This is a genomic window from Hwanghaeella sp., from assembly GCF_965227365.1.
Classification (GTDB): Bacteria; Pseudomonadota; Alphaproteobacteria; order UBA8366; family Aestuariispiraceae; genus Hwanghaeella.
In genome coordinates this window covers 243,821-264,846 of record NZ_OZ245754.1, presented here as the reverse complement: position 1 = coordinate 264,846, position 21,026 = coordinate 243,821, and the positions used below count along the sequence as shown (strand labels likewise).

At 58.9% G+C, this 21,026-nt stretch carries 19 protein-coding genes; 4 read left to right on the top strand and 15 right to left on the bottom strand.

What is annotated here, in order from left to right; genetic code table 11:
* Position 1 precedes the first annotated feature (1 nt).
* The 5 genes from ACQK2G_RS01160 to ACQK2G_RS01140 form a co-directional block, all read right to left on the bottom strand.
* The gene (locus ACQK2G_RS01160) at positions 2-1,144 is read right to left on the bottom strand and encodes an ABC transporter ATP-binding protein (RefSeq protein WP_425403175.1); all 1,143 of its coding nucleotides are present in this window, start codon (positions 1,142-1,144) and stop codon (positions 2-4) included.
* 137 nt (positions 1,145-1,281) lie between these two features.
* Positions 1,282-2,097 carry a helix-turn-helix transcriptional regulator gene (locus ACQK2G_RS01155; protein ID WP_425403174.1) on the bottom strand — a complete coding sequence of 272 codons (816 nt, stop codon included), beginning with the start codon at positions 2,095-2,097 and terminating at the stop codon, positions 1,282-1,284.
* 261 nt (positions 2,098-2,358) lie between these two features.
* Positions 2,359-3,816, bottom strand: coding sequence for an amidase (locus ACQK2G_RS01150; protein WP_425403173.1), 1,458 nt, complete (start codon positions 3,814-3,816; stop codon positions 2,359-2,361).
* A 179-nt stretch (positions 3,817-3,995) separates the two neighbouring features.
* The gene (locus tag ACQK2G_RS01145; RefSeq protein ID WP_425403172.1) at positions 3,996-4,883 is read right to left on the bottom strand and encodes an alpha/beta fold hydrolase; all 888 of its coding nucleotides are present in this window, start codon (positions 4,881-4,883) and stop codon (positions 3,996-3,998) included.
* A gap of 25 nt (positions 4,884-4,908) precedes the next feature.
* Positions 4,909-5,520: a dimethylsulfonioproprionate lyase family protein gene (locus ACQK2G_RS01140; protein WP_425403171.1), complete on the bottom strand. Its 612-nt coding sequence runs from the start codon at positions 5,518-5,520 to the stop codon at positions 4,909-4,911.
* A 101-nt stretch (positions 5,521-5,621) separates the two neighbouring features.
* Between ACQK2G_RS01140 and ACQK2G_RS01135 the strand changes: the two genes are divergently transcribed.
* Both ACQK2G_RS01135 and ACQK2G_RS01130 read left to right on the top strand, forming a co-directional pair.
* Positions 5,622-6,194 (top strand): helix-turn-helix domain-containing protein, encoded by a 573-nt coding sequence (locus tag ACQK2G_RS01135; protein ID WP_425403170.1) that lies wholly within the window; start codon positions 5,622-5,624, stop codon positions 6,192-6,194.
* 7 nt (positions 6,195-6,201) lie between these two features.
* The gene (locus tag ACQK2G_RS01130; protein WP_425403169.1) at positions 6,202-6,735 is read left to right on the top strand and encodes an N-acetyltransferase family protein; all 534 of its coding nucleotides are present in this window, start codon (positions 6,202-6,204) and stop codon (positions 6,733-6,735) included.
* Between the two features lie 10 nt (positions 6,736-6,745).
* Here ACQK2G_RS01130 and ACQK2G_RS01125 read toward each other — a convergent pair whose 3' ends face one another.
* From ACQK2G_RS01125 to tcuA, 4 genes are read right to left on the bottom strand one after another with little or no spacing between them, the layout of a single operon-like run.
* Complete coding sequence (locus ACQK2G_RS01125; RefSeq protein WP_425403168.1) at positions 6,746-7,693, bottom strand: NAD-dependent epimerase/dehydratase family protein; 948 nt, start codon at positions 7,691-7,693, stop codon at positions 6,746-6,748.
* A 34-nt stretch (positions 7,694-7,727) separates the two neighbouring features.
* Positions 7,728-8,642: an NAD-dependent epimerase/dehydratase family protein gene (locus ACQK2G_RS01120; RefSeq protein WP_425403167.1), complete on the bottom strand. Its 915-nt coding sequence runs from the start codon at positions 8,640-8,642 to the stop codon at positions 7,728-7,730.
* A gap of 30 nt (positions 8,643-8,672) precedes the next feature.
* The gene (gene tcuB, locus ACQK2G_RS01115) at positions 8,673-9,764 is read right to left on the bottom strand and encodes a tricarballylate utilization 4Fe-4S protein TcuB (RefSeq protein WP_425403166.1); all 1,092 of its coding nucleotides are present in this window, start codon (positions 9,762-9,764) and stop codon (positions 8,673-8,675) included.
* On the bottom strand, positions 9,754-11,154 hold the full coding sequence (tcuA, locus tag ACQK2G_RS01110) for an FAD-dependent tricarballylate dehydrogenase TcuA (RefSeq protein ID WP_425403165.1): 1,401 nt from the start codon (positions 11,152-11,154) through the stop codon (positions 9,754-9,756). The genes tcuB and tcuA overlap by 11 nt, the downstream gene beginning before the upstream one ends.
* A gap of 146 nt (positions 11,155-11,300) precedes the next feature.
* Between tcuA and ACQK2G_RS01105 the strand changes: the two genes are divergently transcribed.
* Positions 11,301-11,930, top strand: coding sequence for a hypothetical protein (locus ACQK2G_RS01105; RefSeq protein ID WP_425403164.1), 630 nt, complete (start codon positions 11,301-11,303; stop codon positions 11,928-11,930).
* Between the two features lie 63 nt (positions 11,931-11,993).
* On the opposite strand, the gene ACQK2G_RS01100 is transcribed toward ACQK2G_RS01105, so the two are convergent.
* From ACQK2G_RS01100 to ACQK2G_RS01080, 5 genes are all read right to left on the bottom strand, one after another.
* A complete protein-coding gene (locus ACQK2G_RS01100) occupies positions 11,994-12,716 on the bottom strand; it encodes an SDR family oxidoreductase (protein WP_425403163.1) in 723 nt (240 codons plus the stop codon).
* Positions 12,717-12,758: 42 nt separating this feature from the next.
* Complete coding sequence (locus tag ACQK2G_RS01095) at positions 12,759-14,213, bottom strand: aldehyde dehydrogenase family protein (protein WP_425403162.1); 1,455 nt, start codon at positions 14,211-14,213, stop codon at positions 12,759-12,761.
* 25 nt (positions 14,214-14,238) lie between these two features.
* On the bottom strand, positions 14,239-16,764 hold the full coding sequence (locus tag ACQK2G_RS01090) for an ATP-binding cassette domain-containing protein (RefSeq protein ID WP_425403161.1): 2,526 nt from the start codon (positions 16,762-16,764) through the stop codon (positions 14,239-14,241).
* 4 nt (positions 16,765-16,768) lie between these two features.
* Entirely contained in the window at positions 16,769-17,647 is an 879-nt protein-coding gene (locus ACQK2G_RS01085) for a branched-chain amino acid ABC transporter permease (protein ID WP_425403160.1), read from the bottom strand.
* 96 nt (positions 17,648-17,743) lie between these two features.
* Positions 17,744-19,015 carry an ABC transporter substrate-binding protein gene (locus tag ACQK2G_RS01080; protein WP_425403159.1) on the bottom strand — a complete coding sequence of 424 codons (1,272 nt, stop codon included), beginning with the start codon at positions 19,013-19,015 and terminating at the stop codon, positions 17,744-17,746.
* 188 nt (positions 19,016-19,203) lie between these two features.
* On the opposite strand from ACQK2G_RS01080, the gene ACQK2G_RS01075 reads away from it, so the two are divergent.
* On the top strand, positions 19,204-20,172 hold the full coding sequence (locus tag ACQK2G_RS01075; RefSeq protein WP_425403158.1) for a LysR substrate-binding domain-containing protein: 969 nt from the start codon (positions 19,204-19,206) through the stop codon (positions 20,170-20,172).
* Here ACQK2G_RS01075 and ACQK2G_RS01070 read toward each other — a convergent pair.
* Positions 20,169-21,008 carry an IclR family transcriptional regulator gene (locus tag ACQK2G_RS01070; protein ID WP_425403157.1) on the bottom strand — a complete coding sequence of 280 codons (840 nt, stop codon included), beginning with the start codon at positions 21,006-21,008 and terminating at the stop codon, positions 20,169-20,171. The genes ACQK2G_RS01075 and ACQK2G_RS01070 overlap by 4 nt on opposite strands.
* Positions 21,009-21,026 lie beyond the last annotated feature (18 nt).

Below are 21,026 nucleotides of genomic sequence, written 5' to 3'. Positions count from 1 at the left end.
GTCAGTCCTTCAACACTTGCAGGGCGCGCGGCTGCAGCTTGACGCCAACAACGTCGCCGGCCTTGAAGGCGGCCTCGCCGCCGCGGACATTTTGGACCCGCGCGACGAAAGGCGCCCCGCCGTCAACCTCGATGTGATAGTGGGTATCGGTGCCGAAATAGACGACGTTTTGCATCTTGCCGGCCAAATCGGCCGACGCCGCATCCGCCGTCACGGTCGCATGTTCCGGCCGCAGGGCCGCGGTCGCACGTCGACCCGGCGTGACCGTACCGTCCCGGGGCGCATCTGCCTCGACCTCCCTGCCGGAGGACAGTTTGAGCGTCACCGTGTTCCCATCCGCCGAAACGATCTCAACATCCAGGAAATTCGTGTCGCCGATAAAATCCGCTACAAAGCGTTCGGCCGGATGGTCGTATATCTCCCGCGGGGATCCGAGCTGCAGCACATGGCCCGATTGCATCACCGCGATCCGGTCCGACATCGTCAGGGCTTCTTCCTGATCGTGGGTGACAAAGACGAAGGTGATACCGGTCTCGTTTTGAAGGCGCTTCAGTTCGATCTGCATTTCTTTTCGAAGCTTGTAGTCGAGCGCGGACAGCGGTTCGTCGAGCAGCAGCACCTTGGGATGCGGGGCAAGCGCGCGGGCAAGCGCGACGCGCTGTTGCTGCCCCCCGGAAATCTGGTCGGTTCGACGATCCTTAAGGGCTTGCATTTGGACCAGTTCCAGCATTTTGGAAACGGTCGCCTCAACCTCCTGCTTCGGCTGCCCCAACATTTCCAGGCCGAAGCCGATATTCTGCGCTACTGTCATATGCGGGAACAGAGCGTAGCTCTGAAAGACCGTGTTCACCGGCCGTTTGAAAGGCGGCAGCCCGGATATGTCCGCGCCGTCCAAGTATATCTGTCCATACGTAGGGTGGTCGAACCCCGCAATCATGCGCAGTAGAGTGGTCTTCCCGCAGCCGGATGGTCCAAGAAGGGTCAGGAATTCGTTTTCGCGGATGGAGAACGAGACGTCATCGACCGCGCGGACTCCTTCCTGACCACTACCGAAAACTTTCGTAACGCCGCGAACCTCAATTGCATATCGGCCTTCATCGACCAATGGTCCACGTGCGGATAATGATCCGTCGCTCTCTGTCACCCTCAACTGCCCCCAAACTGCATCACCAAACAGGATCGTCTTTTTTTCGGTTCAATGCACTTGAACCGCGATCTCGTATGAAATCCTAGGCGCAACGCTTAGGCCGGGTAAATACCCCTATAGGGATATTGCTATTATCAAACTCGGTCCGTCCCCACTGTTGAAAGAAACAATGCAAACAGCTCGTTTTGAGACGAAATGCCGAGTTTGCGGTAAATGTTCTTACGGTGGATTTTCACGGTGCCCTGCTTGATGTCGACGTTCCGTGCAATGGATTGCGAGGAATGCCCCTTCAAGATTAATCCGGCGATCTCGCGCTCCCGCTCGGTGAGAACGTCTTCTCCGAAATGCGCGAACGCGGCTGCGATACCGGGGCCCTGGGCCGCGTCGTCCCCCGCTATCTCGGCTTGCGACGGCATCCGGTCGGCGAAATGTCGCCGGTTCAGCGCGGCGGCGACAGGCAGGACTCGACGCAAGGCGGCAATATCCCGTGCGCTGAAACGGGGATCGTCCCCTGTGCGGCCGATGGAATAGAACAAGGTCGATCCGTCCAGGAGGCCAATCAGGATAGCCACTTCGTCCTGCAATCGGATTGCGCGGTAGTACTCCCGGAAATAGGTCGATTGTGGGAACCGATCCGGCGCCGTCTCACGCAAGCGCAGGACGGCATCGCCCTCCAGATCTCGAGCAACCGTATAGAAGGGATCTAGAAGATAGGCACCGTCGAGCCAACGGTCGATGACGACCGACCGGCGTTCGGCGCGCACATTGTCATAGACGTGCTCGGGGCGTTTGGTGCCGTTCAGGATGGTCAGGAAACATCCGCGAAAAGGCGCCACGCATCGCAGATAGTCAAGTGTCGTGGGAACGAAGTCGGCCATGCCGATACTGGAAATGGCGCGGGCCAAAAATGTTTCCGCGCTGTCCTCAGGTTCGCTGTCATCGCGATACATCCAGAATTCGACCTTTCCTGCCGCCTTCTCCCCAAGGCTTGCTTACCACGGTTCTGGTTGCGCCATATGCTAAGCCATACGGTCAGCATGGCAAACTGTCGGGCCATGGCATGGCATACTCGTTCAACCCCGGTCACCGCCCACCGCAACATCGTAATAGGCAAAGAAAACAGCAAAAAACTCGCAGCCGTAGCCTTTCATTGGAACGCCTTTCGGGCGTGTCGCCCAGTTCGCGACATGAGCGAACCTGGTTCGACCTTTTTAACCCGCCGCATCAATACAGACCGGCGGGCGGCGATCGAACCACGGCCGCGCCCTTTCCAGGTCCGCGCAGAGCGTCATCAACATCTCGTCTTCGCCGAAAGGTGAGGCCAAATGCACACCGACCGGCAGTCCGGTCTCACTCCAATGCATAGGTACCGATGCCGCAGGTTGGCCAGTGGCGTTGAAGGCCGCCGTGTAAGGCGAATAGGCGAAAATCCCATTCTCGCCCAATCGATAATCGACATAGCTTTCGCGGCTGTGATTGAACCGACCGATCCGGGCTGGCGGCTCAGCAAGGGTCGGCGTAACCAGGATATCGTAGCGAAGGAAGAAGGCGGCTATTTCCCGGCCATAGGCATGAATCTTTTCAACCGCTTCCAAATACTGGTCTCCTGAAATGGTCCTGGCATACCGGCAGGCATCGACCGCTACCGGCTCCAAATCGCCTTGCTGCAGGTCCCGACCTTTTCTCGCAAGCACCTGGCGTACCCACAATGCCGTGCCGCACGCCACAATCGCAGTCCAGGCCTTCATCATGCCGACCGTATCCGCTTTCGGCAGGGCCTCTTCGACATGATGTCCCATGTCTTCCAGCAGTTTAACCGTTTCCAGCACGGCTTTTGCACAAGCGGGATCAATCGGGTCGCCGGTCAACGTCGTCGTAGCGAAAGCAATGCGCAGCGGCCGCGATGTCACCTTGGCGGCTTCCGCAAAACTGCCTTTCAGCGGCGGCGCCGCATAGGGTGCGCCCAGATCAGCGCCTTGCGTGGCATCCAGAAGCACCGCGGTGTCGCGAACCGACCTGGTCAGGAATCCGTCGATTGCCATGCCGGCCCAGCCCTCTCCGGAATTCGGGCCGTCGGGCAACCGGGCCCTGGTCGGTTTGAATCCGAACAAACCGCAGGACGACGCCGGAATCCGAACCGACCCGCCACCATCCGAGCCATGTGCCGCCGGCACGATACCAGCCGCCACTGCCGCGCCGGAACCGCCGGACGACCCGCCGGGCGTATGGTCCAAATTCCATGGGTTCCGTGTCGGGCCGCCATAAACGGCCGCTTCCGTCGCCGCCCCGACGCCGCCCTCAGGCGCGGTTGTCCGCCCGAACAACACGACACCCGCCTTGAGCAAACGGTCGACGATAGAGGAATTGCCGGAATACTGCGTATCCTTGAGCAGCATCGAACCGTTATGCCCCGGGAAGCCGACCGCCTCCGCGCCCAGATCCTTCAGCAGGAACGGCACCCCGTGCAGCGGACCGCAGGGAAGGCCGCGGGCAATGTTCTCACGAGCCCTCGCCTCCTGCATCATGGTCACGGCGTTGAGTTTGGGGTTCAGCGCATGCACGCGTTCCAAGGCCGCGTCGAGCAATTCGCCCGGCGATACCTCGCCGGACGCAACCAGCCCTGCCAACCCCGTGGCGTCAAAACTTTCGTATTGAGCGAACGCGCTCATTTGCCCCCTGATCCTTGCCTCACTACTGAACGCTCGCCCAATATGAGGTCACAACTACCCCGCGCTTGGCAAGCCGCTAACCGGCGCTTCGACCGCCTTTTTCGCACCGCAATATCCACTTATTGAGTAAAATGAACTCGCCTACCGCAGCTTGTGGTAACACGATACGGCAATCGTCCTTATGCCATTTCCTTGACGTCCAGCACGGCCTGCGCCCATTGCATCGGCCGTTCTTGCGGTAGGTTATGTCCCGCCTGTTCGAATATCCGATGTTCGTGTGGTCCGGAGAATTTGACTGCATGTGCCGCGGTGCCTGTGTTTACCCCATCCATGTCGCCGTCGATTGATATCGTCGGCACGGAAATCGGCGGCTGCGCCACGAGTTGCGTTTCGATATGGGCTACCGCGGGATCGCCCGGAACGAGGCCGAAACGATGACGATAAGAGTGGATGACGACGTCGACGAAATCCGGGTTATCGAAGGAAATCGCGGAACGTTCGAACGTATCCTGGTCAAAATTCCATGTGGGCGACCACATTTTCCACAGCAACCGGGCAATGTCGCGCCGATCGCGTTCCAGCCCCCGCCTTCCGCGTTCGGAATGGAAAAAATACTGATACCAGCATGTCGCTTCTTCCGCTGCGGGGGCTGGTTCCCATGATTTTGCAATATTCTGGATATTGTACGAGTTCCCGGAAACCAGCCCAAGAACACGGTCAGGCCACAAGGCGGAGACGATACAGGCGGCCCGACCGCCCCAGTCGTAGCCGCCCAGGAATGCACGTTCGATTTGAAGCGCATCCATCAAGGCCAGCAAATCGGCGCCCAGCGCGGCCTGCTCTCCCGAGCGCGGCGTATCATCGGACAGGAAACGGGTCGGCCCGTAACCACGCAGATAGGGGATGATCACAAGTGCGCCTTCCTTGGCAAGAAGGTCGGCGACATCGTCATAGGCATGGACATCATAGGGGAAACCATGCCCCAGAATACAGGGCCACCCATCGGGCGGCCCGACACGCCGATACGCCACCTCCAGAACTCCGGCCTCGGTCCTGTGGATCGTCATCAGCTATCTTTCCGGGTTTTGTTCTTCATGCCCATTCGATTCCGTTTCGAGGTCCTGCCTCCATCCAGGCGGCGAAAGCAAGAAAAGGTGTATTCCTGGTTCGTATTGCGTGTTTCTGCCACCGGTCGTGAACGATCATCGTGCCTGGAGCCACATCGAACCATTCCCCGGAATCCAGGGTCCATTGAACGCCGGAGGTCAGAACGAGATAGACCTCGCGCGGTTCATGACGGTGATCGGGATAATGGACATTCGGTCCCAAAAGCATGAAGCCCGCCATCGGCGCTTCGCAAACGATCGGCCCATCCGGGCCGGAGAATGAGGCATAGGCATAGCCATCCAGAAAAGCCCGGCTGCTGTTCTCTTCCGTGTAGCCGGAGTTCTGAGACCACTCGATTGCCCCTGCAAGCGCGCCAAAACTATCCGCAAGACCGGCCAAATTCCACGCGGCCGCGGCTTCCAGGGCGTGGGGTAAATGTCTCAACACCGGAAAATCCGTACCGACCCGACCGGTGCGAAGAGGGACATCCTTCGGCACGGTTTCGGGACGCCGAATGCGCGTTCCGGTGACAGCGTCCACCCGTGCTTCGACCTCGCGCCAGGAATGATCCAGCACATTTTCGATTGTCGGAATCAAGGCGGGTCCTTCGCGACATTTTGCTTTCTGAAATCCTTAGGCCAGTTTTGCCGAGACACAAGCATCTTGATTTTTCCCGAATAAGAGATTTTATTTCAAATATGGAACATTCAATTCCAAACGATACGGATATCGACAACAGGCTGGCGGAGAGGCTTCGGGGGTTGCGCATCGCACGGGGATGGTCCCTGGATGACCTCGCAGCACGCAGCGGCATCAGCCGCGCGACGCTTTCACGCCTGGAAAATGCGGCCGTCAGTGCCACCGCCGCTGTGCTCGGCAAGCTCTGCGCTGTACATGGCCTCACGCTGTCACGCTTGATGCATCTCGTTGAGCAGGATTTCGTGCCGCTGGTGAAACGGTCTGACCAGACCGAATGGTCGGACACGGAGGCTGGCTTTACCCGCCGCATCGTTTCCCCACCCTCGGATTCCCTGAGCGGCGAGGCCCTGCACTGCCATTTGGAGCCGGGCCGACGGATCGCCTATGACGCATCGCCCCGGCCCAGGATGGAACATCACCTTGTCCTGCTGAACGGCCGGATGACGATAACAATCGAGGGGTCCGAACATCAATTGGAGGCGGGCGATTGCCTACGATACCGATTGGACGGTGCAAGCGCCTTCGATACCCCGGCCGATACAGCCGCAGAATATCTGTTGTTCATCGTTTGAGGACCATATGGACGAGACCGTGAGAATAGATCGCATGTCCCTGGCAGAACTGGATCGGGATCTGACCCAGCTTGGCGAGATGCTGCACGCCGTGGTTCATGACGGCGCCAGTATCGGGTTCGTTCTGCCGTTCTCCGAAGCCGAGGCCAAAGATTTCTGGACCGAAAAGGTCAGGCCGGAAGTCGCCAGAAATCGACGGCATCTGTTCGTCGCCCGACTTGGCGGGGCGATCGCAGGATCGGTTCAGCTGGCCCATGGCATGCCCGCCAATCAGCCGCACCGAGTAGACGTGAACAAGCTGATGGTCCACCCGGATTTCCGTCGGCGCGGAATCGCCAAATTGCTGATGACTGCGTTGGAGGAAACAGCCCGCACCATGGCCCGAAGCCTGATCACGCTGGACACACGCACCGGCGACAAAGCAGAGCCTCTCTATACGGCTCTCGGATACCGGACCGTCGGTATTATCCCGAACTTCTGCCGGGACACGAAGGAACCTGGTCGGCTGGACCCGACCACCATCATGTACAAGGAAATCTGAACGGGATCGTTCAGCCGCGTGCTTTGCGCGCCTCTTCGATGATCAAGGCAATCCCTCGTTCGATCGGAAATTGCGGCTCGTAACCCAATTCCTTCCGGGCGCGAGAAATGTCGAGCGCCCCCTTACGGGCGGAGAGGATTTTGCCGTCCAGATAGTAGGGTCCCGGTTCAATTCGAATGGATGACCCGGGAACACTTGCATTCACAAGCTCGGCGACATCCCCCAATGTGGGAGCAACACCTGTCGCGACATTGTAGGTATCGAAACGATGATCCGGTTTGTTCAGGGCCAGAACGAGGCCGCTGACCGTATCGTCGATATAGACCTGATCGACCGCGAAATCGCCGCCACAGGGCTCAATCAGCGACTCGCCGCGCAGCGCGGCGTCCACATAGGTCTTCGGCATACGTGGACGCGGGAGGTTCGGCCCATAGACCCAACAAGTCCGGACATGAATGCATTCGATACCGTGGTTGCGACTGTAGACGCGGGCAAAGTTTTCCGCCGCCAGTTTGGTCAAACCATAGACGCTGGTCGGCCGCTGCGGATGGTCTTCTGAGATGACCGAAGTTTCAAAGTCACCGTATGTCTCTTCGGTCGATACGTGAACCATGCGTCCAACGCCGGCAATCCGCATCGCCTCCAGCAGGTTGGCCATTCCTTCTACGTTGACGCGCGTCACCTTGGCCGGGATATCCGCGCACTGCAGAACACCGACAATAGCGCCGCAATGAATGACAGCGTCCGGTTTTGCCTGGACCACGACCTCGCGAATACTGTCGGAGTCGGTTAGATCCGCCACGCGGTTTTCGAGTCTGGTTTTTTGCTTGGCAAGCGCTTCCATCTCCGGATTGACGAGAAGGTCGACCGAAACCACGTCGTCGCCTTGGGACAGCAGCCGCCGTACGACGGCAGCCCCGAGCCAGCCGGAGCCGCCGGTTACGAGAACTTTTTTCATTGTCTTCATTCCTGTGGTGTCTGGTAAGGACGACTCATCCCTCGGTTTCGATATATTGCCGCAGGCTGTGTTCGGCGACGAAGCCCAATTCCTGCGCTGCCTTCGTCGTGTCGTAGAGCCCCGCATAAGGCGCCCGCGCATAAATCGATGCGTCCCGAACCTCTATGGCGTCTCCATGCAGACGTTTGGCGCGATCGAGGGTCGGTTCAGGTGAGAAGGTCTCACCGGACGAGAGGAAATAGGCCTTGAGCGTGCCCGGCGGCAGGTCCAGTTCCAGGGCAAGCTTGAAGGCGCGCGCCAGGTCGCGCGGGTCGATATAGTTGTAGAAGGCCCCGCCGCCCGCGCTGGACGGACCACCGGCCGGGGTTCCCTTGTAATTTGCCGGAGCGGCGTGGCGGGCCCGGATTTCCCCTTCCATTTCCGGATAGGCGACAAAGACGGTCCGCAACGCCACGGTCGTCATGCCCCAATGGGTAAATGAGCGTGCTATATCCTCGCCCAGAACTTTGCTCAAAGCGTAGGGGTCGGTCGCCCGCAACGGATGATCCGTATCGACGGGCATGTAGCTGGGCGGCACCATCGCCCCCTCGCGCACCGTATAACCGACGACGGAATCACTCGAACAGAAGACGATTTTCTTGATCCCTTCCTGGCGAGCAGCCTCGTAGACTTGCCAGGTCCCCATCACGTTCGTCTGCAGGATTTCCTCGCCTGTTCCCTGCCAGATATTCGCACGCGCCGCTGTATGGATCACGACGCCTGCACCCTTCATGGCACGTGCGACATCCGCGCCCGACGTCACATCGCCGATGACCCAATCGCAGGCCTCGCTGCCTTCGCGCAAATCGAATCCGCGCACGGGATAACCGGCCTCGCGCATTTCCCGAACCAGATAGCATCCCATAAGCCCGGCGGCGCCGGTGATCAGAACCAGTGGTTTGTCGTTCATAATTTCCCCCCGTTGTTATCGAACGGCCCGTTACCGTTTCATTTGTGCTTCCCGCACCAAGGCTGTCAGACGGTAGAACCCGTGCGCCATTTTCGAATACGGCGTCAGCAGGAAAAACGTGAAGACCGCAGCCAGATGCAAAGGCAGCATCCACTCGACCAGGGCCGTACCCGATACAAAATAGAGAACAAGGCCCGTTGCGCTGACGAAGAAGAGCAGCAGGATGAAAGCCATTTCACCGCCCCAGACGCGGGCGGTCCCCAATGCGGGATCGGCCTTCGTCTTCAGGTAGGCCAGTTTCGCCGTACCAAGACACAATAGGATGCCGCCCGTCAGCCCGAGTATCTTCGGAAGACTGAACAGGGGATAAGGCGCCGGCATGTCGAAAAGGTAATGCAGAACGGTCGCAACCGATGTAGCGGCGAAGCACAAAAGGAACCCGTACATCGCTGCCTGATGGGCATAGCGACGGGTATTGGTATAGCGATCCGTCTTTTCAAAGTTGCAGCCCTGTCCCTGGCCGCCATCCAGATTGCGCAGCGCAGCAGCATCCTTGAACGCCGCGACGAAATGGGCCAAGCGAGCGCTCTGTCCCCCGGTTTCACGCCAATACCGCCTGATCCCAACCGCGATCGCCGCGAAAGGAAACAGAAAAGCGGGGATGAAGATCGAGATCATCGCATTATGCGACATATAGGCATAAAACCCGTCGCCCCCGACCGGCTGGACCGTTTGCATGAACCAAATCGCAAGAAGCGTGACCGCCAGAATCACAGCGAGAACCGCGACACCGCGCTGATGAAACAGTTTTCCGAAGGCCGAGGGGAACGCAAAACGCTCCCAGCTTTCCTGCCGGGCATCGCCCAACGCGGCCGGAATGTTCAGGTCGAATTCATGCGGTGGCGTATACTGGCACGAATAGTAACAGCCGCGGCAATTGTGGCAGAGATTTGCCAGATGAGTGATATCGCCATCGGCAAAGGCCTTCTGCCGGGTCATCGCCGGAAAGACGGAACAAAACCCCTCGCAATACCGGCAGGCATTGCAGACCTCCAATTGTCGGCGTGCCTCGGCAATGGCATCCGTGGACCGGTCGGCCAGGGTAGCAAGATCAAGCGACATAGGCGGCAGCCTCCTTCCCGGCGATACGGCCGAAGACCGTCCCGATCGTCATACCGAACCCGGCGAGATAGCCCTCGCCCAGGATGCTTCCCGCCATGATTTCACCCGCCGCCCAGACATTTTCGTATCGGCCCGCGGCATGGGAAACGCGTGCGGTCTCGTCGACCCGCAGGCCGAGATAAGTGAAGGTCACGCCGGGTCGCAATTGATAGGCGTAATAGGGCGGCGTATCGAGCGGACGCGCCCAGTTCGTCTTGGCCGGCTCCACGCCGACGGTGGCCAGACCATCCAACTCGGTGGGATGGAATTTTCCGTCCCGGCAAGCGGCGTTGAAATTCGCGACGGTCTGAAGGAAATCACCCTTCGGCAGATTCAGGATCGACGCCAGTTCCTCAAGCGTGTCAGCTTTCTCGGGCGGGAAAACCGACGGCATGAAGAGGTCGAAACTTTTACTATCGATGACGGAATAGGCCACCTGGTCGGGTTGGGCCGCGACCAGTCGGCCCCATATCGCATAACGCTTGGGCCAGACGTCTTCCCCTTCGTCGTAAAAGCGCCGGCCATCCTTGTTGACCACGACGGAGAACGGCACGCAATCCAACCGCGTTACGATACCGCCATCGAATTTCGGGGCCCGGCCGTCGATCGCCACCGCATGACATTGGGTCGGGTCTCCAACGCTGTTCGCGCCCTGGTCTAGCATGTCGCGCAGAACCGCACCCTTGTTATACGGCGTACCACGGATCAGGAAGTTCCGGGCCGCAGGCCCCCAGGCGTCTGCGAGCCAATCGATGTTTCCCTGGAAACCGCCGGAAGCAAGGACGGCTGCTTTCCCTTCGATCCGCACGACCTCCCCATCCAAAAATACTTCTACATGGGAAAAGCGGGAGTTCTCGGTCGCGACATGGGAGACATCCGCATCGTAGTAGACCTCAACGCCCAGGTCTTCCGCCGTATTGTAATAGGCGTTCACCAGGGCCTTTCCGCCGCCAAGAAAGAACGCATTGGTCCGCGACAGGGACAATGTGCCCGACAGAGAGGGCTGGAAACGCACACCGTGCTGTTCCATCCAGGGCAAGCATTCCTCAGAGGTTCGGATAACCATGCGGGCCAGGTTTTCGTCGGTCTTGCCTTTCGTGACACGCAACAAATCTTCGAAATACTCGTCCTCTGAATACGCATCCGTCAGCACGGAAAGCGGCCCGCGATGCATGCATCGGAAATTCCTGGTATGGCGGCTGTTTCCCCCGCGATAGTTTTTCGGCGCGCTTTCCAGCACGACGACCCGCGCCCCTTGTTCCGCCGCCGTAATCGCGGCGCAAAGCGCTGCATTGCCACCACCGACAACGACCAGATCCCACTGGATGCCATCGGGCCCGTTACTCTTCATGCTACACCCGCTTATTAATGAAAGCCCGCGCCGTTCATCGGACCGCTTCGCTTTGTAAGTCTGTTTGCTGCATCATGTATACAATGGTATCCATTTGTCGGCAATCAATCGTGAGCCGAAATTCGACACCAACGGGAGGCATATTGATGAGCACGGGTATCCTAGCGCTCTGGAACAACAGAGAGGCCGCACATGCGGATGAGTACGAGGATTGGTACAAGAAAGAACACTTTCCCGAACGGCTCGGCATTCCCGGAATCCTGCGCGGCCGCCGGTACGAGGCGGAAGGCGCCCGACAACGGTTCTTCACCTATTATGAAACGGAAACGCCGGAAACCTTGACCTCGCCGGCCTATCTCGAACGCCTTGAAAACCCAACGGATTGGACCCGCCGGGTCATGAACGACGTCATGCGCGACATGAGCCGGACGGTTTGCAAAGTAGCCCGCCGGGAAGGCGGCCTGCGTGGGGCATTCGCCATTGCGGTGCGGCTCAATTCCGCCGAAGGCGCCGACGATGTATTGAACGACCCCGAAATCCTGGCGCGCACGATCCGCCGTGAGCTGTGGGTCAGTGCCGAAGCCGGCAATGAGCAGACCGCCGAAGAAAAACTGCGCGGCGGAGACGAAAAGATAGCCGCTTGCATCATGGTGGAAACGCTGCGCCAAGCCGATGCCGAAGCCGTCCTTTCCCGCTTGAACAACCTTGTGGGATCGAATGCGCAATCAGGCGAAGTCTATCGATTTCTCTGCGAATTGGAGAGCGGCTCCGTCTGAATTTGGCGGGATCGGCGCGCCCCCGGCGCCGATCCCACATCCCGTCGGATACAGGCGATTCCCTTATACAAGCCCGCCATTCGGCTGAACGATCTGTCCGGCAACCCAGGAAGATTTCGGCGAGGCAAGGAACGCGATGACCTCCGCCACCTCTTCCGGTTTCCCCACGCGATTGAATGGGCTCATTGCCGCCGACCGCTGCACCGCGGCCTCATCCTTGCCGGAACGGAACAGGTCGGTATCGACCGGTCCAGGGGCAACACCATTGACCCGAATACCTCGACCGGCGAGTTCCTTCTGCATCGACCGAAGAAGACATTCGAACGCCGCCTTCGTGGCGCTGTACGGGCCCAAACCGGGCGCCGCGAAACGCACCAGCGTTGTCGTTACACCGATGATCGCACCGCCTTCCTGAACATTCCGCGCCGCATGCTGCAGCACATTGAAAGCACCGACCAAATTCACTTCGACCAGCTTCCTGAAATTGTCGTTGTTGAAATCCGCGACGGGGCCGGGCGGCACATTGATTCCCGCATTGGCTACGACACAATCGGGCGCCGAGCCGAAGTCATTTGACACGGCCGAAAAGACCTTGACGACCTGCGCCGGGTCGGTGATATCGACCTGATAGCCGACAACCTTCGACCCGGACGTGGATTCCTGCTCATCCGGCGGGTTGGACACATAGGTGAAGGCGACATCGAACCCTTGCTCCGCCAGTTTCTGGACCGCCGCGGCGCCGATGCCCCGCGACCCTCCGAACACCAATGCCAGTTTGTTTGCCATGATAATCCTTCTTTCTGCTTGCTTGAATCGTCCAACAATCCATCACGTGGATATCGTGACGATCCTTTCCTCTGTCATTTCCTCGACCGCGTAATGCGGCCCTTCCCGTCCGAAACCGCTGTCCTTCGACCCGCCATAAGGCATAAGGTCGATGCGGGAACTCGATGTCTCGTTGATATGCACACCGCCGACCTCCAAAGCCTTCGCCGCCGCCAATCCATCGGATAAACGGTTTGTGAAAATACCGGTCGCCAGGCCATAAGGGGTCGCGTTGACCAAATCGATCGCTTCATTGATCGAATTGAACGATTTGAGACAAACCACCGGACCAAATATCTCGCTGCAGCCCAGTTTCATGTCATCGGTCACCCCGGTCAGCAATGTCGGCGGAACAACCGTACCCTGACGAGGACCACCTACCAGGCGCCTCGCACCCTTCTCCACGGCCTCCTCGACCCATGCTTCTACCCGGATGGCATCCTCCTCGCTGATCAAGGGGCCCGTCACCGTTCCCTCGATGCTGGGATCGCCATATTTCACCTTTCCAACCAGATCGGTCATACGCGCGGCGACGTCCTCCATGATGGAGGCATGGGCCAGAAGCATTTGAACGGAAGTGCAGACCTGTCCGGCCTTCCGGTATCCAGCCGCGACGATCTTCGGCAGTGCGCGATCCAGATCCGCATCGTCGCACAAGATGGTATAGGCGATGGATCCAAGTTCCATCTGTGTCCGCCGCAAACCGGCAGCCTGCTGGATCTTGCGACCTACCTCTGTACTGCCCGTGAAAGCGATAAACCGTATTCTCTGATCCGCTATTGCCGACTGAACAACGTCGCCGCCGCCGTGAATCACCGAGAGCATCCCTTTCGGCACGCCGGCTTCTACCAGAATCTCCGCCAGCTTGCAGGAGGTCATCGGCGTCGCGCTGGCTGGCTTCAAGATGACGGCGTTCCCTGCCGCCAAGGCGGGACCGACTTTGTGCGTCACCGTGTTCAGAGGGGAATTGAATGGCGTCACCGCCAGGACGACGCCCAGCGGAACGCGCAAGGTGAACCCCATGCGACCGCCCTGGTTAGGAGCGCCGGACATGGGAATGACATCGCCCTTCAAACGCCGCGCCTCTTCCGCCGAGAGAGAAAGTGTTTGCATACACCGCGTCACTTCCCCCAAGGCATCCGATTTGGTGAAGCCGGATTCCAGCTGGATAATACGGGCCAACGATTCCTTTTCGCGCGCCACCATCGCGACGGCACGATCAAGGATTTCGCCCCGTTGGTAGGGAGAAAGGGTATCGGCCCGAAACGCGTCCTGCGCCGCGGCAATCATGGTTTCGATCTGCGCCTGCGATGCGGCGGGCGCTTCTGCAACCTGGGACAAACTGTATTTGTCCAGGACTGTGGATACAGGACCTTCACCAGCCACCCATTCGCCACCGGACAGCAACAGGCACCGGCTGATTTCGGCACCGCCCTGCGAAGTCACAACATCCATCATAACGCCGCCTTCCTCCCCTTATGGTTCACAACCATAGGATTTCCTTGCGATAATCGAGGTCATGGAGCAATGCCTCTGCCTTGCCTTCATGGAAGACGGAGCCGTTTTCCAGCGCATACACCCGGTCGGAAAGCGCCAAAACCAAGTCCAGATTATGCTCCACGATCAAGATCGGCAGATGCTGCCGCAGCCGGTCGAACACTTTGAAAAGGTCTTCAATCACGGCTGGGGCGAGCCCCTCGAATGGTTCATCCAACAAAAGCAGGTTAACATTGCCGGAAAGAGCCCGCGCCACAGCCAGCATTTGCTGCTCGCCTCCGGACAGGAAGTCCGCGTGGGAATTGATCCGTTCCTTGAGCCTCGGAAAGAACTCGAAAATCCGCTCTTCGCTCCAGACCACGCCTGTACTGCCGTCGGTCGCCCGCGCCAGCCGACCCAGTTCCAGGTTCTCCCGAACCGTCATGCCTGAAAAGATGCCGCGTCCCTGTGGAACATAGCCGACCCCTGCGCGGGCGATATCGGGTGCGGCAAGACCGACCAACTCCTTGCCACCGAACTTGATCGACCCGTTCGCAGGCTGCACAAGCCCTGCGATCGACTTCAGGAAAGTGGACTTCCCGGCACCGTTCCGTCCCAAAAGGGCGACAATCTCACCTTTGCGGATTTCGAGTGCCGCATCGTTCAGCACATGGCTCTTGCCGTAGAAGGTATTCAGATCCTTTACCGACAACAGGGTTTGCTGTTTCTCGGTTTCCGCTTTATTGCGGCCGACGATCGACGGCGTTCCCGTTCCTGTATATATTTCCTGAACATGTGTATTCGAGCGAATGTCCTCCGGTTTGCCGGTGACCAGGACCTGCCCCTCATTCATCACGGTCACTTCATGGGAGAAACCGAGAATACGATCAATGTCGTGCTCCACGATCAGGACCGGAATATTCTCGGACATCGTCTTGATCAGGTTGCCAACCCTCTCCCGCTCCGCCGCGGCCAAGCCGGCCAGGGGCTCGTCCAGCAGGATCACCTGCGGTTTCGAGGCCAAGGCAATGCCCAGATCCACCAACCGCTGTCCGCCATATGACAGGTCACCGGCACGCGTCTCCTCAATCCCCTCCAATCCCAGGAATTTCATGAGCTCGGCCGTATCGGCATTGATGTCGCCGTAACTGTCGACATCGCGCCAGAAATTGAACCGCCCCGGATGCTTTGCCTGGGCGGACAGTCGAAGGTTCTCAGCGATTGTCAGACCTTCGAACAGGTTCGTGATCTGGAAGGAGCGCGCCAGCCCCGCATGGCAGATCTCCGCAGGATCCAGTCCCTGGATTTCCCGCCCGAGGAGCTTCACCTTGCCTTCGGTCGGCGCGAACCGGCCCGAAATCAGGTTGAAAAGCGTGGTCTTGCCTGCGCCGTTCGGTCCGATCAGGGCGTGAATTTCACGCGAGGAAAGGCTCAAACCCGCATGCCGTACGGCCTGTATACCGCCGAAATTCTTGGAGACGCCGGTGACCTGTAGAACCTCTGCTTCCTGTGCCTTTGGCCGCAAAAATCCCGGCAGGGAAAGGCCCTGATAGATCTTCCGGCGGCTCATGGCGGAGTCTTCCTCCGGCGGCGGATTCCAGCGGCGCTGAATTTGGCCCCAGATGCCGATCAGACCGCCGGGCGAATACATCACGAAGGCGCAGAAGATCAGCCCGAAATAGAACAACCAGTCGTTCGTCCAGATCGAAAGCCATTCGCGGAACAAAGTGTAGAAGATGACACCGATCGCAGGACCGAGGATATTTCCGCGCATGCCGCCGATCACGACCATGGCCAGCAGCTCACCGGACATTTCGACCGAGGTCGATTCCGAAGTCACGATATAGTGCTGGAATCCTGACAGCGTCCCGGCCAGCGCCGTCACCATGGACGACAGGACAAAGACGGCCAGTTTGTATCGCTGCACGTCATAGCCCTGGAAGGTCGCGCGCTCCTGATTTTCACGGATCGCCACCAGAACATGGCCAAAGGGAGAGTTCACGACACGCATCAGGAACAGAAGCGTCAGAAACCCGATCAGCGCCACGAACCAGTAGTAGGTCATGTTGTCCGACAGATCGAAGGGAAGCAGTGTGGCGCGGTCGAAGCCGCCCAAGCCGTCCTCCCCGCCTGTTACCGCGGTCCACCGGAAGGATATCGAAAAGGTCAGCGCGGAAAGCGCCAGCGTCATCAGGGCGAAATAGACGCCCCGTCGGCGCAGCATCAAGATCCCGACCGCGGCCGACAGCACGCCGACGAAGATGGTTCCGAACAGGATGGGCAGGATTATCTGGCCCTGGAACCAATGTATCTGAGACAACGCGGCTGCATAAGCACCGATACCGAACCATGCGGCATGACCGAAGGAAACGAGACCCGTATAGCCCATCATCATATTCAGGCCGAGGGCGGCGATCGTGAAGACCACGACCATGGTTGCCGTGCTCAGCGTCAGGCCAATCGCCGGCAGGACGAACGGCAACAGGATGAGACCGATAAGACCGAAAAGAAGTGTCCGTGTTTTGGAATTCATGGGATTACCGCTCGAACTTCTCGATCGACTCGCCGAGCAAGCCGCGCGGCCGCACCAGCAGAACAAGGAACATCAGGACATACATCGACGCTTCGGACGCAGCCGGCATGAACTGCACGGTCACACCACGCACGACACCGACCAGCAGGGCCGCCGCGACCACTCCCCAGAAACTGCCCAGCCCGCCGATGATCACCACCACGAAAGCAGTCGTGATGATATCCGCGCCCATCGCCGGCTGGACCGTGGTGATCGGCGCGATCATCGCGCCCCCCAGCGCCGCCAGGCCGACACCCAACATCACCACGGCGGTCATGTAAGGCTGCAGCCGAATGCCCAGCGCGGCGACCATATCCGGCTGTTGAATGCCGGCGCGGACCACACGTCCGAAGGCGGTTTTGTTCAACAGGAACCATACACCGGCAAGGACGATGGCGATGACGAGCAGCATCAGCAGACGGTATTTGGAGAACAGGAAATCACCGACAATCAGGGCGCCGCGGATCTCTTTCGGTATCACGACCGGGATCGGCGCAGCGCCCCAAAGAATTCGAATGGCCTGCTCCATCACCATCGCAAGTCCGAAGGTCACAAGCAGGCTCAGGATCGGATCTTCCCGATAGAAGCGCCGCAGAATGAATCGTTCGAACAGAATCCCGATCAATGCCACGGCAATCGGTGAAATCACGACACCAGCGGTGAAGCCTGTGATCTTGGCGATTTCCAATGAGATATACGCGCCCAGGGCGTAGAACGCCCCATGCGACAGGTTGACGATACCGCCGACACTGAAGATCAGCGACAGTCCCATGGCGATGAGAAGGTAGTAACCGCCCAGAACAAGCCCGTTTACGACTTGTTCCAGTATGAACACGTACTGCATGCCGAGTCCGTTATGTCGTCCCGCCTATAGATGGCGGGCAAGGCAAAAAAGAATGCCGCCGGGCCGGTAGGGTGGCCCGACGGCAATAGAGGAAAGTTAAAGCTTACAGGTCCCGCCTTCGACCGATGGGAAAATCGACTCCAGGGACTCGCCGGCACCCGGGACAGGATCGCCCATAGCCATCGAGTCATAGACGTCTTTGTATGTTCCCTCCGGCTTCGCTTCGAGCGAGTAAGCTTCCTGCATAAGCTGGTGATCTTCCTTGCGGAAATAGCCCGGACGGCCTTTCAGGATGTCGAACTCCGCCTCGGACTCGAAGTAGTTGATGATGTCCTCGCTGTCGGACGAACCGGTTTCCTTGATCGCCTGTACCGCGCATTTAAAGGCGATGTATTCGACCCAGGCGTGGTTTTCGGGGATTTTTCCGTATTTGACCTTGAAGTCGTTGACGAACCTCATCGACCCTTCGGTTTGCAGATCGTGATACCAGATCGCCGGCCACAGACCGGAAAAGTTGCCTGCCCCCGCGGCCCAGATGTTTTCCGTATTCAAGGCGAAGCCCGCCAATTGGAAGGGCAGGCCGAACTCATTGTACTGCTTGATAAAGTTCGAGACCTGGTTGCCGGCTAGGTTGACACAGACCACATCCGGCCGCGCCTGGCGGATTTTCAGAAGGAAGGCACTGAAGTCATTCACGTCGGTGGCGATCAATTCGTCGCCGACATGTTCTGCCCCGTTCGCCGCCATGAAGGTCTTCGCCGCTGCCAGAAGATCGTGACCGAAGACATAGTCCGCCGTCATGGTGAACAAACGCTTTCCCGTAACGAGGTCTTCACGCTTCAGCGCGCCGCCGACGGCATTGACCATTGCCGTATTGGGCAGGTCGGTACAGAACATGTAGCGGGTGCAGCGTTCGCCGCGCAGAACGTCCGACCGCGGCCCAAGCGCCATGAACAGTTTCTTGTTGCGTTTCGCAACTTCGGAAATCGCGAGTGACGAGGCGGAACTGATCTCCCCCATGATGAAGTCGACCTTGTCACGCTCCAGCAGCCGCTGCGCTTTCGTCGCGGCAGTCTCGGGATTGATCGAGTCTTCGGTGCTGAAATCGATTTTTCGACCGTTCACGCCCCCGGCCGCATTCACTTCCTCCACGGCCATGGTGATGCCTTCGACGGCACCGCGACCAAGCGTCCCCAGAAATCCGGTCATCGGTGTCAAGTGTCCGATCCGGATCGGCGAAGACTGTGCACGCAGAATGCTCGGCATGCCCAGCGCGGAAACAGCGGCCGCGCCGGCCCCCAGTTTCAAGGCATGACGGCGGCTCAATGATCCGGACACGCGCCCGGCATCGGATTTCTTGCTAGCCATAAGTATTCCTCCCGAAATCTCATATGGTTGCATTTGACCCCATCCGCCGGACGATGCCGCAGCACCATTCGACCGACTTGGAAGCAACCTTGCCCTGACCCTAGCGACTCCCGGAAAATCGCGGAAATACGGTTTTCCAAGACCCCCTATAAGCTGGACTTATGGCGGCACTCTGGTTCTAATGCGGAATGGATATTCGGCAGCTCAGATACTTTGTAAGGATCGTCGAACTCGGCAGCTTGTCGCGTGCCGCCAAGCAGCTTTATGTCGCCCAGCCGGCGTTGAGCCAGCAGATCGCGAAGCTGGAGGAAGACGTCGGGAAACCGTTGTTGGTGCGGTCTTCCAAAGGGGTCACACCAACCGACAATGGCCGGGCGCTTTACCATCACGCCTGCCTCATCCTGCGTCAGGTCGATCAGGCGATGTCCATAGCACAGGCCGAACATACCACCATCCAGGGCATGGTTTCGGTCGGTCTGCCGGCAACGACTGTCGCCGCCATCGGTGTGCCGCTGATCCAGCGGATCCGCGAACGTTTCCCCAGTATCCTGATCAACGTCGTCGAAGCGATGAGCGGACATATCGGACAGCTTATTCAGCAAAACCAGTTGGATCTGGCCGTGCTGTTTGCGTCGGACCTCGGCGAAGACCTGACCGTGGAGCCGCTGATGGTCGAGGAATTGTTCCTCTTCCTGCCAAAACACAGCGACCTCGTTCCACCGGATCGCACCAGCGTCACCTTGGAGGAGGTTGCATCCCTTCCGTTAATACTTCCAACAAGTAATCATGGACTCAGGAAGCGCATAGCCATCGAGTTCGAGAGCCGGGCCATGCATATCAATACTGTGGCGGAGATCGACTCTCTCGCCCTGTTGATGAACTGCGTCTACGAGAATATCGGTGCGACGATCAAGCCCATGGGGGCGATCATGCAGGAGGGGCAGCGTGGCCGTGATTGGCGCTGCCTACCGATCTCCGACGCGCAGCTTCGGCGCAGCAACTTCCTTTATTCCCTGCCGCCCGAATCCTGCACCACCGCGGCGACGGTCGTCGCGGGAGAGTTGAAGGAAACCGTTCGGGAGTTGATCGAGAACCCGCAATGGCGTGGTTTCGAACTGACGCCGCAAGACAAAGCCCAGGTTGTTTTCGCAGCCTAATCCACACCGGCATTGCTATTCCCCAAGGCTGTAGAGAGGGCATTTGCCGCTTTTCTCAAGGCGTCGGTCTTAACGGCCGCTTCTTCCTCCCCCATACGCCAGACAGGGCCGGAAATCCCCATCGCGGCGACGCAACGACCTGCAAAATCCAGAACCGGAACGGCGACGCAACGGACATCGCTGTCCAATTCCTGGCGGTCATAGGCGATATCGGTTTCCCGGATGGTCTTCAGTTCCTTGCGCAGGGTTTTGGCATTTGTGATCGTATTCTCGGTGAAGGGGGCGAAATCCACTGCATCGAGAATCCAATCCAGGTCTTCTTCGCTGCATTGTGCCAACAGCAGCTTTCCGATCGCCGTCGCATGGGCCGGCCGCACGACACCTGCCCGCTCCGACATCTGAAGCATACCGGTCGCGGCGGTCCGGCCGACCAAAACGATATCCGCGTTCGACCGAACGGCGAGATGCGCTGCCTCTCCCGTTTCCTTGCTGAGGCGTTCGAGGATCGGCATGCCCAGGGCCAGTAGCGCGGTTTCATCCAACGCACCGGCAGCCAGGACAAACAACCGATTTCCTATGCGATATCGCTTCCCTTCATCCTGACGCATCAGGAACCCCACTGATTCCAGGGTCTTCACGAGATGAAAGGTCGTGCTGGTATGTAATCCGACCTTCTCGCTCAACTCCCCCAGACCGATGCCGGAAGGCCCCGCCGCCGCCACAGCATCCAACAGGGCCGAGGCACGTTTGATCGATTGTATGCCGTCCCGTTCGGCGGACGCCTTCTTCGATTTTGCCGCCGTGCCCTGTTTTGCCTTAGTGGTCGTTGGAGCCATGGCTCACCCTGCTTTGTG

Excerpts from the sequence above, each read along its gene's own strand:
- ACQK2G_RS01155 (WP_425403174.1), bottom strand. The coding sequence starts at position 2,097 with ATGTATCGCGATGACAGCGAACCTGAGGACAGCGCGGAAACATTTTTG.
- ACQK2G_RS01150 (WP_425403173.1), bottom strand. The coding sequence starts at position 3,816 with ATGAGCGCGTTCGCTCAATACGAAAGTTTTGACGCCACGGGGTTGGCA.
- ACQK2G_RS01145 (WP_425403172.1), bottom strand. The coding sequence starts at position 4,883 with ATGACGATCCACAGGACCGAGGCCGGAGTTCTGGAGGTGGCGTATCGG.
- ACQK2G_RS01135 (WP_425403170.1), top strand. The coding sequence starts at position 5,622 with ATGGAACATTCAATTCCAAACGATACGGATATCGACAACAGGCTGGCG.
- ACQK2G_RS01130 (WP_425403169.1), top strand. The coding sequence starts at position 6,202 with ATGGACGAGACCGTGAGAATAGATCGCATGTCCCTGGCAGAACTGGAT.
- ACQK2G_RS01125 (WP_425403168.1), bottom strand. The coding sequence starts at position 7,693 with ATGAAAAAAGTTCTCGTAACCGGCGGCTCCGGCTGGCTCGGGGCTGCC.
- ACQK2G_RS01120 (WP_425403167.1), bottom strand. The coding sequence starts at position 8,642 with ATGAACGACAAACCACTGGTTCTGATCACCGGCGCCGCCGGGCTTATG.
- tcuB (WP_425403166.1), bottom strand. The coding sequence starts at position 9,764 with ATGTCGCTTGATCTTGCTACCCTGGCCGACCGGTCCACGGATGCCATT.
- tcuA (WP_425403165.1), bottom strand. The coding sequence starts at position 11,154 with ATGAAGAGTAACGGGCCCGATGGCATCCAGTGGGATCTGGTCGTTGTC.
- ACQK2G_RS01105 (WP_425403164.1), top strand. The coding sequence starts at position 11,301 with ATGAGCACGGGTATCCTAGCGCTCTGGAACAACAGAGAGGCCGCACAT.
- ACQK2G_RS01100 (WP_425403163.1), bottom strand. The coding sequence starts at position 12,716 with ATGGCAAACAAACTGGCATTGGTGTTCGGAGGGTCGCGGGGCATCGGC.
- ACQK2G_RS01095 (WP_425403162.1), bottom strand. The coding sequence starts at position 14,213 with ATGATGGATGTTGTGACTTCGCAGGGCGGTGCCGAAATCAGCCGGTGC.
- ACQK2G_RS01090 (WP_425403161.1), bottom strand. The coding sequence starts at position 16,764 with ATGAATTCCAAAACACGGACACTTCTTTTCGGTCTTATCGGTCTCATC.
- ACQK2G_RS01085 (WP_425403160.1), bottom strand. The coding sequence starts at position 17,647 with ATGCAGTACGTGTTCATACTGGAACAAGTCGTAAACGGGCTTGTTCTG.
- ACQK2G_RS01080 (WP_425403159.1), bottom strand. The coding sequence starts at position 19,015 with ATGGCTAGCAAGAAATCCGATGCCGGGCGCGTGTCCGGATCATTGAGC.
- ACQK2G_RS01075 (WP_425403158.1), top strand. The coding sequence starts at position 19,204 with ATGGATATTCGGCAGCTCAGATACTTTGTAAGGATCGTCGAACTCGGC.
- ACQK2G_RS01070 (WP_425403157.1), bottom strand. The coding sequence starts at position 21,008 with ATGGCTCCAACGACCACTAAGGCAAAACAGGGCACGGCGGCAAAATCG.